Source organism: Flavobacterium sp. I3-2 (assembly GCF_013389595.1).
Classification (GTDB): Bacteria; Bacteroidota; Bacteroidia; order Flavobacteriales; family Flavobacteriaceae; genus Flavobacterium.
In genome coordinates this window covers 1,574,874-1,586,890 of the sequence record NZ_CP058306.1, presented here as the reverse complement: position 1 = coordinate 1,586,890, position 12,017 = coordinate 1,574,874, and the positions used below count along the sequence as shown (strand labels likewise).

The window sequence follows — 12,017 nt, the reverse complement described above, 5'->3', positions numbered from 1 at the left end:
ACAAAAGCTTGTAACGAAAAGCCCGACCCAAAGGGAAACGCCCAAAATGAAATTAAAATGAAAGTTACTGAACATATTAAAAATGCGAACGGAAAGGCTTTGTTTTCGTTTGAGATTTTACCGCCGTTGAAAGGACAAAATATTCAATGTATTTTTAATACGATTGAACCGTTAATGGAATTTAATCCACCGTTTATTGATGTAACGTATCATCGGGAAGAATATGAATACAAAGAAGTTCGAGATGGATTACTTGAGAAAAAAGTGGTTCGAAAACGCCCAGGAACAGTTGGAATTTGTTCAGCCATTCAGAATAAATTTCAAGTTGATGCGGTTCCACATATTCTATGTGGCGGATTTACAAAAGAAGATACCGAGAATTTTTTAATTGATTTGGATTTTCTTGGAATTGACAATGTAGTGGCACTTCGTGGCGATGCGGTAAAAAGCGAAATGTATTTTAAACCTGAAAAAAATGGGCATAAATATGCATCGGAATTGGTTTCGCAAATTAATGATTTAAATAACGGAATTTATTTAGATGAAGATTTGGAAAATTCGCACCGAACCAATTTTAGCGTTGGTGTGGCAGCTTATCCTGAAAAACATATGGAAGCTCCGAACTTTGAAACTGATTTAAATTTCTTGAAACATAAAATAGATTGCGGTGCAGATTATATAGTAACTCAAATGTTTTTTGATAATTCGAAATTTTTTGATTTTGTAGAAAGATGCAGAACCGCAGGAATTACAGTTCCGATTATTCCTGGATTGAAACCTTTAGCCACGAAAAATCAATTGAATTTAATTCCACACCGTTTCCATGTTGACTTACCCGATGATTTGGTAATTGAAACCATAAAAGCAAAAGATAACGCTGCGGTGAAACAATTGGGAATTGAATGGTGCATTAACCAAAGTAAGAAATTAATTGCTGCCGGATTTCCGGTGGTGCATTATTATTCTATGAGCAAATCAGATTCGATTAAAGCAATCGCGCAAGAAGTTTTTTAAAAACTTACGAAATAATTTATGAATAACATTTTTTTATCTAAATAAATTATATTAATTTAACCACAAACTACAAAAATTAAATAATATGAAAAAACTATTACTTTCAGCTATGCTTTTAGGTTCAATCCTTACGGCTAATGCACAAGCTGTTATTTTTGAAGACAGCTTTGAAACTTACACAAATTTTGCTATTGCAAATGTTGGCAACTGGACTTTAACAGATGTAGATTTAAAAGCAACCTATGGATTTAACGGCGCTACTTTCTTAAATGCACAAGCACCTATGGCATTTATAGTTTTTAACTCTAATGCTACAACACCTGCTTTAACGTCCACTGCAACATCAAATTGGTCAGCTAGAACAGGTGATAAATCAATGGTTTGTTTTGCAGCAACTTCTGCACCTTGGAATAATGATTGGTTGATTTCTCCTCAAATTACTTTAGGTGCTCAAGGAAACGTTGTATCATTTTGGGCTAAATCTTGCGATGCTGAGTTTGGAAACGAGCGTTTTAAAGTAGGTATTTCAACTACAGGTACTGCGCCAGGTAACTTTACAATCATTTCTCCAGGAGCATTTGTCGCAAATCCTTCAACAGCTCAATGGGTAGAATATACTTATACTTTAGATGCATCATACAACAACCAACCTGTTTATATTGGTATCAACTGTGTATCTCAAGATCAATTTGGACTTGCGATTGATGATTTCAAAGTTACAACAACACCGACTGCTTCTAACGAAGAGTTCTTTAAAGAAAACTTTACCATCTATCCTAACCCAACATCTGATGAATTGAACATCACAGCAACAAATGGTTTAGAATTAAATGATATTTCAATTTTCGACCTTACAGGAAGAAAAGTAAAAACATTCAAAAACGATACAAAAATTAATGTTTCTGATTTATCTACAGGAACTTACTTAATAGAAGTAAAAACTAACGAAGGTAAAGGAACTTCTAAATTCATTAAAAAATAAAACAAATATAAAAGGTCAAGTTGTAAACTTGACCTTTTTTTTTTAATTATAAGTCGAATAGTAATAATATGTTCGGTAACCATCATCGTAACTTCCGTTTTGAACAACCTCTGGAAATCCTAGTCTATTAACTTGAATCAATTCGTAGAACGGATTTTGTCCACCTGTTGAAAAATGCTGATATCCTCCTAAATCTAAACTCAAATTCAAGAAGGGATAAAAATTACTAGGAAACAAATTTACAAATGGATTAAATATATTTTTAGGATACTTGTATTCAAAAGTAATATCTTGCTCCATCTTATATTGTAAACGCCTGTTTTTAATATTTTTAAAAACATCTAAGCCAAGTGTCTCAGTTACATCTATTTCATCATTTAAAAAAAACTCAATCTTTATCTGATCACCTAACTCATTAATTTTAAACTTCGTATTACCAGAATTTATCACTTCTATTAAACGATTAGATTGGTCATAAACATAATCATTCATTTTGATCATTGTACCTGTGTCATCTAATTCTTGATAGCCTTTTTCAACTAAATTAGCTTTGTTATCGTAATTAAAATAATTAATATATTCAATTTCTCCACGCTTGGTAAGATCTTTAGTTTTGTATTCGAAATTAATATAACTAAAAATATGGGTCAATTGTTGTTTATTGTTGTATTTATAGACTTCTGTTCTACGATTGGTATCTTCAGGTAGTGGTACTCCATAAACAGCTCGTTGATTTACACCAACTTTCTCACGTTCATAAGACGAATTGATTTCTGGATTAAATCGATAATATCGAAAATAAACAATTGAATCTAAACGAACATTTGAGTTAGGTTGCGTTAAAACAGCAGAAGCATTATTGTAATAAGTTTGATCAAGTGACTCAAACGCAAATTTCACTTCTTTTTTTTGAGTATCATCTTCCACTTCACTTTCACAAGAATACAACGCAAAAGATAATATCAATAATAAATATGTGTTTTTCATAAAATTAGTTTTTTTTAAAATTCAAAAATAATCATTTAATACACAATGTTTTTATGAAAAAATAAATTATTCATAAAAAATACACTTCTAACAAATAAAAATTGTATTTCTGCTAATTATAAGTATTTTTGTAGTTCAACTAATTAATTTATTTTTATGAAACCGGATTTATTTCAGGCACCAGATTATTACTTATTAGACGATTTACTTACAGAAGAACATAAATTAGTACGTGACTCAGCAAGAGCTTGGGTTAAGAAAGAAGTTTCTCCGATTATCGAAGAATACGCTCAAAGAGCTGAATTCCCAAAACAAATTGTAAAAGGTTTAGGAGAAATTGGTGGTTTTGGACCTTATATTCCTGTTGAATACGGCGGAGCTGGTTTAGACCAAATTTCTTATGGATTAATCATGCAAGAAATTGAGCGTGGTGATTCTGGCGTTCGTTCTACTTCATCTGTACAATCATCTTTAGTAATGTATCCTATTTGGAAATACGGAAACGAAGAACAACGCATGAAATATCTTCCGAAATTAGCAACTGGAGAAATGATTGGATGTTTTGGTTTAACTGAACCAGATTACGGATCAAACCCAGGTGGAATGGTTACGAATTTTAAAGATATGGGTGACCATTATTTATTAAACGGAGCTAAAATGTGGATTTCGAATGCACCTTTTGCTGATATTGCTGTTGTTTGGGCTAAAAATGAAGAAGGAAGAATTCATGGTTTAATTGTTGAACGCGGAATGGAAGGTTTTACAACTCCAGAAACACACAACAAATGGTCATTAAGAGCATCTGCTACTGGAGAATTAATTTTTGATAATGTAAAAGTTCCTAAAGAGAATTTATTACCAAATAAATCTGGATTAGGTGCACCGCTTGGATGTTTAGATTCTGCACGTTACGGAATTGCTTGGGGAGCAATCGGAGCTGCAATGGATTGTTATGATACAGCTTTACGTTATTCTAAAGAACGTGTTCAATTTGACAAACCAATTGGAGCAACACAATTACAACAGAAAAAATTAGCTGAAATGATTACTGAAATCACGAAAGCGCAATTATTAACTTGGCGTTTAGGAGTTTTACGTAACGAAGGTAAGGCTACAACTGCTCAAATTTCTATGGCTAAGCGTAATAATGTGGACATGGCTTTAACAATTGCACGTGATGCACGTCAAATGTTAGGTGGAATGGGAATTACAGGTGAATATTCAATCATGCGTCATATGATGAATTTAGAATCTGTAGTTACTTACGAAGGAACTCACGACATTCACTTATTGATTACAGGAATGGACGTTACTGGTTTCCCTGCCTTTAAATAATCAATATATACAAAAATATAAAATCCTGAAATAATAAGTATTTCAGGATTTTTTTTTATAAAAAAAAATTAATCGTTATCTTTTTCAAATTTTAAAAACTTCGGATAAAATTTCAGAAACCATATCCACAAACCGATTACCGAAAAGAAAACAACAATTAAGGTTTGATCAATTTTCTGCCATTTATCATAAAGGTCATTAGACCAAATCACAAATAAAACACTTAAGGACAAGAAAACATGAATCAGTTGTAGATAAATATAGTAATCATATTTATCATTCAATAATGAAGCAAATTCTTCGTTACTTAATAACGCTATAAAATATCCGATAAATAAAACAGTCAATAAGTATAAAGCCCATTTCATATATTTAAGCAACATTTTCATTTTTTGTTCTTTAAAAAAATCTGTCAAATGTAATTAAATAATCATTTCCACAAACTTAATTTATATATTTTAAATTAAATTCAGTAAAAAAAACTTTTTAACAAATAATAAATCGACATATCAACAAAACACAAAAAGAATATCAATTATAAACTTAATATATCAATTTCGTACAGTAAACAAAAATCAAAATATTACATTTGATTAAACAATAAATCAAATGAATATTCAGAAAGTCAACGAACAAATAAAAGTAGAACGAAATAAATTATTGAATCATTCGTTATATAAAAAAATCCAAAAAATTGAAGATTTACAAAAATTCCTTGAAGGACATGTTTATGCGGTTTGGGATTTTATGTCGCTTTTAAAAGCGCTTCAACAAAAATTAACTTGTACAACAACTCCTTGGTTTGCAAGTGAAAATCCAGAAACAAGATATTTAATTAATGAGATTGTTTTAGCAGAAGAATCTGACCTTGCAATAGATGGAAGCCGATTGAGTCATTTTGAAATGTACCTTGACGCAATGAAAGATTCGAATGCAAATACTAGAACTGTTCTTAATTTTATTAATGATGTTAGAAATGGAAATTCAATTTTCGAAGTTATTGAAAAAAGTGAATTACATCCGAATATCAAATCGTTTTTAAACTTTAGTTTTGATGTTATTCAACGAGGTAAAACACATGAAATTGCTGCCGCTTTTACTTTTGGACGTGAAGATTTAATTCCGGATATGTTTACTGAAATATTAAAAAATTTTCAGATTAACTTTCCAGAAACTGACCTAAATAAATTGATTTACTATTTTGAAAGACATATAGAACTTGACGCAGACGAACACGGTCCAATGGCTTTTAAAATGATTGCTTATTTATGTGAGAATGACCAACAAAAATGGAATGAAGTTTTAGCTGTTTCAAAAGAAGCTCTTGAAAAAAGGTATTTACTTTGGAATGCTATTGAAGAACAAATCGGGTAAAAAACAAAAAACGAATTGCATTTTCGCAATTCGTTTTTTTTTCTGTAAAAATAAAATAAATCCAATAAAAAATCTAAAACAATTCTAAATCATAATACTTTCATAAACTTAATCTTTTTGATTTAAAATATCAAGTTTTTTGTTAATTTTTTTAAAATTAATTTTCAGGCGCTAATTCTACAAGCAAACCTTCGATTTCTGGAGTTATATGAATTTGACAACCTAAACGACTATTTTCTTTTACATTGAAAGCTTCAGAAAGCATCGCTTCTTCATCATCTGACATTTCGGGTAATTCTACATCATTCAAGACATAACATTGACAAGATGCACACATTGCCATGCCGCCACAAATACCAATGGTTCCTTCTGGAGCTAATTCGTACGCACGAATCAATTCCATCACATTCATATTCATATCGGTTGGTGCATCAACTTCGTGTGAAACACCTTCTCTGTCTATAATTGTAATTTTAATATCGTTCATTAAAATTTGATTTAACTAATTAATCAATTGACTTTACAACTGCTTTTTCAGCTTCTTTACGAGTTCCATCAAATCCATCAATTCCAGAAACAGTTGTATATTTCAACACATATTTCTTACCCGGATTGATTAAATTATAAACACTTTGGCACATTAAAGTTGCTTCATGAAATCCACACAAAATCAACTTCAATTTACCTGGGTAAATATTAACATCGCCAATTGCGTAAATACCTGGAATATTTGTTTGATAATCCAATGCGTTATTTACTTTAATCGCATTTTTTTCAATCTCTAATCCCCAATTTGCAATAGGTCCTAATTTTGGCGTTAATCCAAAAAGAGGAATAAAATAATCAGTTTCGATTTGTTGTTTTTCATCTCCAATCTGCAATGTTAAAGCATTTACATGATTTTCTCCGTGTACCTCAATAACTTCTGCAGGAGTTATCAAATTAACTTTCCCTTGTTTCTTTAGTTCTTGTACTTTTTCGACAGAATCTAAAGCTCCACGAAATTCATTTCTTCGATGAACTAAAGTTACGCTTGAAGCGACATCTGCTAAGAAAATACTCCAATCTAAAGCAGAATCACCACCTCCGGCAATTACAATTTTTTTATCTCTGAAAAGTTCTGGATTTTTAACAAAATATTCAACCCCTTTATCTTCATAAAATGCAATATTGTCGATAACAGGTTTACGAGGTTCAAAACTCCCTAAACCTCCAGCAATTGCAACCGCTTTTGCATGATGTTTAGTTCCTTTATTTGTTGTAACTATAAAAGTTCCATCTTCTAATTTATCAATAGTTTCAGCAACTTCATTTAATGTAAAACCTGGTTCAAATTGTTTGATTTGTTCCATTAAATTATCGATTAATTCCGCAGCTCCAACAGATGGATAGCCAGGAATATCGAATATTGGCTTTTTGGGATATAATTCAGTTAATTGACCTCCAGGTTGAGGCAATCCGTCTATTAAATGACATTTTAGTTTTAATAATCCGGCTTCGAAAACAGCAAACAATCCTGTTGGACCAGCTCCAATTATTAATATATCTGTTTCAATCATCTTTATAATTTTTGGTAAAATTAAGTAGATTCAAATACAAAAACAGTGATAAATATCAGCTACTCATCACTGTTTTAATATTGAAAATCTTATTCTTCACTTATATTTACGACTGTTTCAATTTCTGGAGCGTATTTTTTAATTGTTGTTTCAACTCCAGCTTTTAAAGTCGTTTGATTCACGCTACACAAAGTACAAGCTCCTTCTAAACGAACCTTTACGTGTTTATCATCTTCTATAGAAATTAGCGTTATATCACCCCCGTCTGAATTTAAAAAAGGACGAATTTCTTCTAATGCTTTTTCTACATTTAATCTAATATTTTCTGTAGACATAGTTTTTTATTTATGAATCTAAAATTCAATTATTTTTTTGACGGAGAACATCCAGCCATTGTAGTAATCTTTACAGCTTCTGTCGGAGGTAAAGATTCGTTACGACGTACCACTTGTTCTACAACATTACGAGCAATTTGAACAAAAGCTTCACCTACCGGAGAATCAACTTGTAAAGCTGCTGGTCTTCCGTAGTCACCAGCTTCACGAATACTTTGAACAATTGGAACTTCTCCTAAGAATGGAACTTCTAAATCTTGAGCTAAATTTTTTGCACCTTCTTGACCGAAAATGTAATATTTATTTTCTGGCAATTCAGCAGGTGTAAAATACGCCATATTTTCAATAATTCCTAACACCGGAACATTAATACTTTCTGCCATAAACATCGAAACTCCTTTTTTAGCATCTGCTAAAGCAACAGCTTGCGGAGTCGAAACTACAACGGCACCAGTAATTGGTAACGATTGCATCAATGACAAATGAATATCACCTGTTCCTGGAGGCAAATCTAATAATAAGAAATCTAATTCACCCCAATCAGCATCAAAAATCATTTGATTCAAAGCTTTTGAAGCCATTGGTCCTCTCCAAATAACCGCTTGGTCAGGACTTGTAAAAAAGCCGATTGAAAGTAACTCAACACCGTAGCTTAAAATTGGTTTCATTTTTGATTTTCCATCAACTTCAACAGAGATTGGACGAGATTTCTCAACATCAAACATAATTGGCATTGAAGGTCCGTAAATATCAGCATCTAAAACACCAACTTTAAATCCCATTGTAGCTAAAGTAACTGCTAAATTTGCAGTAACAGTAGATTTTCCTACACCACCTTTTCCTGAAGAAACGGCGATAATATTTGAAATTCCAGGAATTGATTTCCCTTTGATTTCAGGTTTTTCTGGAGCTTCAACTTTGATATTTACTTTTACTTTAACATCTGCCGAAAATTTTTCGTGAATTAAATTAGTAATATCTGTTTCTGTACGTTTTTTAATATGCATTGCTGGTGTTTGCAAAGTAACATCCACCACAACCTCATTACCAAAAGTCATTACGTTTTGAACCGCACCACTTTCTACCATATTTTTACCTTCGCCTGCAACAGAAATAGTTTCTAATGCGGTAAGGATTTCTTTACGATCTAATTTCATATTAATTTTAGATAATGATTTATCTTGTTTTTCACTTGAAACCAAGCACTTATATAGAATAATTTTGAATCACAAAGATAACACGAATTTCTTAAAATATAAAGTTAATAAAGTGCAAAAAATAGACATCAAAATCATTATAAGACAAAAAAAAGAGAACCGAAGCTCTCTTTTAGTAAAAAATTTTTATTGCTGTAAAAATGGCAATAATACCTGTAATACCTCCAATAAAATAGTTTATATTTTTTAATATATAATTCTCTTCTAACGATTTGTTTTTAAAGTAATTTAAATACAGCATAAACACGAATGCCGAACCAAAAACTACACCTAAAGATATCAAAGAAGTAAATGGATTTCTTAATTCAAAATCGAGATATTGATCCGCTGTAATACTTACGAAAACATAATACGGAATCGGAAACATATTTATTGCCGCTAAAAACATTCCGTAAAAAAAACGTCTTTTCGCACTTTTCTCTTTCTTAACTTTAATTTCTTTTGGTCTTTTTGCAAAGAATAAAAAATAAATTGTCAAAATTGCGAAAATGGCCAAACCTACTTCATGAATTATTTCGGCAACAAAATCACTTCGGTCAATTAACCTTGCAAAATTGATAGCTAAATACGTCTGAAAAAAAATGACTACTAAAACTCCTGAGGTAAATATATATGCTTTCTTGCGTCCTTCTTTAGCAGCTATTTTTACGATATTACCATTTAGTAAACCCGGTAAAATAGTACCAACTATTGACGCAAACAATCCGACAAGGAATGTATAAACATAAATCATTATTTAATTCTGAATTGAATATAAGTAATCGCTTTATTGATTTCTAAATATTGCGATTCGTAGAATGTTTGGATAGTAGTAACTACTTCTGGAGCTCCTTCGTTTTTATAAACATCATGATTTGCATAAATAACCTCATGTCCTTCACCATGAAGTAATCCTAAAGTATAACCGTGCATAAATTCGCTATCGGTTTTTAAATTTACAACGCCATCTTCGTTCAGAATTTTCTTGTAGCGTTGTAAGAACTCGGCATTTGTTAAACGATGTTTAGTTCTTTTATATTTGATTTGTGGATCTGGGAAAGTAATCCAAATTTCAGACACTTCGTTTTCTGCAAAAACATCTTCAATCAATTCAATTTGCGTACGAATAAACGCCACATTGTTTAAATTATTTTCCACTGCAGTTTTAGCACCTCTCCAAAAACGAGCTCCTTTAATATCAATTCCTACGAAATTTTTTTCTGGATAACGAGCTGCCAATCCAACTGAATATTCACCTTTTCCACATCCTAATTCTAAAACAATAGGATTATTGTTCTTAAAAACTTCTTCATTCCAATTTCCTTTTAAAGGAAAAACAGCGTCTACAATTTCTTCACGAGTTGGTTGAAAAACATTTCCGAATGTCTCGTTTTCTCTGAAGCGTTTCAATTTATTTTTACTTCCCACTTTTTTTAATTTTATGCAAAAATATAAAATAAATTTCGCATTTAATTGAAGTTATCAAAAACTGTAAACTAAGACAATGCAGATTTTTGAATGGTAAACGAAAATTCAGAACCTTTACCAATTTTACTTTCTAAATAAATATGTTCGTCGTGCGCTTCGATGATGTGTTTTACGATTGAAAGTCCAAGTCCTGAACCTCCAACTTCGCGTGAACGACTTGATTCGATTCGATAAAAACGTTCAAAAATACGATTAATGTGTTTTCTATCAATTCCCAAACCATTATCGGTAACACGAACCATCAGTTTATTGTCAGTTAAGTTAACAAAACTAACTTCGGTAACTCCTTTTGGCTTGCCGTATTTAATGGAGTTTTCGATTAAGTTTATGATAACGCGACTTATTTTTTCTTTATCTGCTTTGACAAAAATTTTACGATAATTTTCTTTATCAAACATTAAAGAAATATCTTTTTCCTCGGCCTTTAATTCAAACATATCAAAAACATCTTTGAACGCTTCGACGATATCAAAACGCGTAACATCTAATTTTAATTCGTTTGATTCTAATTTGGTAATCATATCCAAATCATCAACAATTTCAATTAATCGTTCGACACCATTTTCAGCACGCTTCAAATATTTTTCAACAATTTTTTTGTCTTCGATTTCACCATCAATCAAAGTCGAAATATAACCTTGAACGGTGAACAAAGGCGTTTTAAGTTCATGCGCAACATTCCCAATAAATTCTCGACGATATTCTTCACGTACTTTTAAAGATTCGATTTCGATTTTTTTATCGGTTGCAAACTTATTTATTTCATTCATCAAAGTTTGCATATCTGTTGTTATAGGTTGACTTCTCAGAACCGATTTATCAAGAATGGAAACTTTTTTAAAGATCTTCTCGATACCAATATAAATGAATTTTTCAACTCGATATTGAATCACAAAAAATGAGAAAACAAAAAAAAGTGAAGCAAAAACCAAGGTAAAAAAGAAGTTTATCTCAAAAAACACATATTGTAAAAACAACAAAATCACAATTGAAAAAATTGTGATTAGCGATGTTGATTTAAGTGCAAATCTGTATGATTTTCTATATTTTAAAGCCATTAAATTTCTAATTTATAACCTACTCCTTTGATGGTTTTAAATAAATCGTCTCCGATTTTTTCTCTTAATTTACGAATATGAACATCAATTGTTCTTCCTCCAACAATAACTTCGTTACCCCAAACTTTATCTAAAATCTCTTCTCGTTTAAAAACTTTTCCTGGTTTTGAAGCTAATAAATAAAACAATTCAAACTCCTTACGTGGTAAAATAATTTCAGTTCCGTTATTAACTATTTTATATTCTTCACGATTAATTTCTATATCACCAACTTTTAAGACATCATTTAAAGGTTGCTCTTCTTTAACTCTTCTTAAAAGTGCCTTAACTTTACTAACCAATAATTTTGGTTTAATTGGTTTAGTAATATAATCATCAGCTCCCGAATCAAATCCTGCAACTTGCGAATAATCTTCGCCACGAGCCGTAAGAAAAGTAATAATTGTACTCTTTAATTCTGGTATCTTTCTTAATTGTTCACATGCTTCAATACCATCCATTTCTGGCATCATTACATCTAAAATAATCAAGTTAGGTATTTCTTTTTTGGCAACTTGTACCGCTTCTTTACCGTTATGAGCTTTTACAATTTCATAACCTTCAGCTTCTAAATTAAATCCTACAATTTCTAAAATATCGATATCATCATCGACTAATAATATCTTAATATCTTTATTTTTCATTTGTTT

General features: G+C 31.0%; 14 protein-coding genes. 4 read left to right on the top strand and 10 right to left on the bottom strand.

Annotated elements, in window-relative coordinates; all coding sequences use genetic code 11:
* The first annotated feature begins 57 nt into the window (after positions 1 to 57).
* Positions 58 to 1,014, top strand: coding sequence for a methylenetetrahydrofolate reductase [NAD(P)H] (metF, locus tag HW119_RS07480; protein ID WP_177762758.1), 957 nt, complete (start codon positions 58 to 60; stop codon positions 1,012 to 1,014).
* A gap of 85 nt (positions 1,015 to 1,099) precedes the next feature.
* On the top strand, positions 1,100 to 1,996 hold the full coding sequence (locus HW119_RS07475) for a T9SS-dependent choice-of-anchor J family protein (protein WP_177762755.1): 897 nt from the start codon (positions 1,100 to 1,102) through the stop codon (positions 1,994 to 1,996).
* Positions 1,997 to 2,038: 42 nt separating this feature from the next.
* Here HW119_RS07475 and HW119_RS07470 read toward each other — a convergent pair whose 3' ends face one another.
* On the bottom strand, positions 2,039 to 2,983 hold the full coding sequence (locus tag HW119_RS07470; RefSeq protein ID WP_177762752.1) for a hypothetical protein: 945 nt from the start codon (positions 2,981 to 2,983) through the stop codon (positions 2,039 to 2,041).
* Positions 2,984 to 3,139: 156 nt separating this feature from the next.
* On the opposite strand from HW119_RS07470, the gene HW119_RS07465 reads away from it, so the two are divergent.
* Positions 3,140 to 4,318 carry an acyl-CoA dehydrogenase family protein gene (locus HW119_RS07465; protein WP_177762749.1) on the top strand — a complete coding sequence of 393 codons (1,179 nt, stop codon included), beginning with the start codon at positions 3,140 to 3,142 and terminating at the stop codon, positions 4,316 to 4,318.
* A 68-nt stretch (positions 4,319 to 4,386) separates the two neighbouring features.
* On the opposite strand, the gene HW119_RS07460 is transcribed toward HW119_RS07465, so the two are convergent.
* A complete protein-coding gene (locus HW119_RS07460; protein ID WP_177762746.1) occupies positions 4,387 to 4,701 on the bottom strand; it encodes a hypothetical protein in 315 nt (104 codons plus the stop codon).
* Between the two features lie 226 nt (positions 4,702 to 4,927).
* On the opposite strand from HW119_RS07460, the gene HW119_RS07455 reads away from it, so the two are divergent.
* Positions 4,928 to 5,692 carry a DUF3050 domain-containing protein gene (locus HW119_RS07455; protein WP_177762743.1) on the top strand — a complete coding sequence of 255 codons (765 nt, stop codon included), beginning with the start codon at positions 4,928 to 4,930 and terminating at the stop codon, positions 5,690 to 5,692.
* Positions 5,693 to 5,849: 157 nt separating this feature from the next.
* On the opposite strand, the gene HW119_RS07450 is transcribed toward HW119_RS07455, so the two are convergent.
* The 8 genes from HW119_RS07450 to HW119_RS07415 form a co-directional block, all read right to left on the bottom strand.
* Positions 5,850 to 6,179 carry a 2Fe-2S iron-sulfur cluster-binding protein gene (locus HW119_RS07450; protein WP_177762740.1) on the bottom strand — a complete coding sequence of 110 codons (330 nt, stop codon included), beginning with the start codon at positions 6,177 to 6,179 and terminating at the stop codon, positions 5,850 to 5,852.
* A gap of 19 nt (positions 6,180 to 6,198) precedes the next feature.
* Positions 6,199 to 7,251 (bottom strand): NAD(P)/FAD-dependent oxidoreductase, encoded by a 1,053-nt coding sequence (locus HW119_RS07445; RefSeq protein ID WP_177762737.1) that lies wholly within the window; start codon positions 7,249 to 7,251, stop codon positions 6,199 to 6,201.
* 89 nt (positions 7,252 to 7,340) lie between these two features.
* Complete coding sequence (locus HW119_RS07440) at positions 7,341 to 7,586, bottom strand: NifU family protein (RefSeq protein WP_177762735.1); 246 nt, start codon at positions 7,584 to 7,586, stop codon at positions 7,341 to 7,343.
* A gap of 29 nt (positions 7,587 to 7,615) precedes the next feature.
* Entirely contained in the window at positions 7,616 to 8,743 is a 1,128-nt protein-coding gene (locus tag HW119_RS07435) for an Mrp/NBP35 family ATP-binding protein (protein WP_177762732.1), read from the bottom strand.
* A gap of 172 nt (positions 8,744 to 8,915) precedes the next feature.
* Entirely contained in the window at positions 8,916 to 9,536 is a 621-nt protein-coding gene (locus tag HW119_RS07430; protein WP_177762729.1) for an amino acid permease, read from the bottom strand.
* Positions 9,536 to 10,210, bottom strand: a complete 675-nt coding sequence (gene trmB, locus HW119_RS07425; protein ID WP_177762726.1) for a tRNA (guanosine(46)-N7)-methyltransferase TrmB — start codon at positions 10,208 to 10,210, stop codon at positions 9,536 to 9,538. Before trmB ends, HW119_RS07430 begins: the two co-directional genes overlap by 1 nt.
* Positions 10,211 to 10,278: 68 nt before the next feature.
* Positions 10,279 to 11,328: a sensor histidine kinase gene (locus HW119_RS07420; RefSeq protein WP_177762723.1), complete on the bottom strand. Its 1,050-nt coding sequence runs from the start codon at positions 11,326 to 11,328 to the stop codon at positions 10,279 to 10,281.
* Complete coding sequence (locus tag HW119_RS07415; protein ID WP_177762720.1) at positions 11,328 to 12,011, bottom strand: response regulator transcription factor; 684 nt, start codon at positions 12,009 to 12,011, stop codon at positions 11,328 to 11,330. The genes HW119_RS07420 and HW119_RS07415 overlap by 1 nt, the downstream gene beginning before the upstream one ends.
* Positions 12,012 to 12,017: the final 6 nt, after the last annotated feature.

What these genes read in the sequence shown, in the direction of transcription:
- metF (WP_177762758.1), top strand. Translation starts at nt 58, where the DNA reads ATGAAAGTTACTGAACATATTAAAAATGCGAACGGAAAGGCTTTGTTT.
- HW119_RS07475 (WP_177762755.1), top strand. Translation starts at nt 1,100, where the DNA reads ATGAAAAAACTATTACTTTCAGCTATGCTTTTAGGTTCAATCCTTACG.
- HW119_RS07470 (WP_177762752.1), bottom strand. Translation starts at nt 2,983, where the DNA reads ATGAAAAACACATATTTATTATTGATATTATCTTTTGCGTTGTATTCT.
- HW119_RS07465 (WP_177762749.1), top strand. Translation starts at nt 3,140, where the DNA reads ATGAAACCGGATTTATTTCAGGCACCAGATTATTACTTATTAGACGAT.
- HW119_RS07460 (WP_177762746.1), bottom strand. Translation starts at nt 4,701, where the DNA reads ATGTTGCTTAAATATATGAAATGGGCTTTATACTTATTGACTGTTTTA.
- HW119_RS07455 (WP_177762743.1), top strand. Translation starts at nt 4,928, where the DNA reads ATGAATATTCAGAAAGTCAACGAACAAATAAAAGTAGAACGAAATAAA.
- HW119_RS07450 (WP_177762740.1), bottom strand. Translation starts at nt 6,179, where the DNA reads ATGAACGATATTAAAATTACAATTATAGACAGAGAAGGTGTTTCACAC.
- HW119_RS07445 (WP_177762737.1), bottom strand. Translation starts at nt 7,251, where the DNA reads ATGATTGAAACAGATATATTAATAATTGGAGCTGGTCCAACAGGATTG.
- HW119_RS07440 (WP_177762735.1), bottom strand. Translation starts at nt 7,586, where the DNA reads ATGTCTACAGAAAATATTAGATTAAATGTAGAAAAAGCATTAGAAGAA.
- HW119_RS07435 (WP_177762732.1), bottom strand. Translation starts at nt 8,743, where the DNA reads ATGAAATTAGATCGTAAAGAAATCCTTACCGCATTAGAAACTATTTCT.
- HW119_RS07430 (WP_177762729.1), bottom strand. Translation starts at nt 9,536, where the DNA reads ATGATTTATGTTTATACATTCCTTGTCGGATTGTTTGCGTCAATAGTT.
- HW119_RS07420 (WP_177762723.1), bottom strand. Translation starts at nt 11,328, where the DNA reads ATGGCTTTAAAATATAGAAAATCATACAGATTTGCACTTAAATCAACA.
- HW119_RS07415 (WP_177762720.1), bottom strand. Translation starts at nt 12,011, where the DNA reads ATGAAAAATAAAGATATTAAGATATTATTAGTCGATGATGATATCGAT.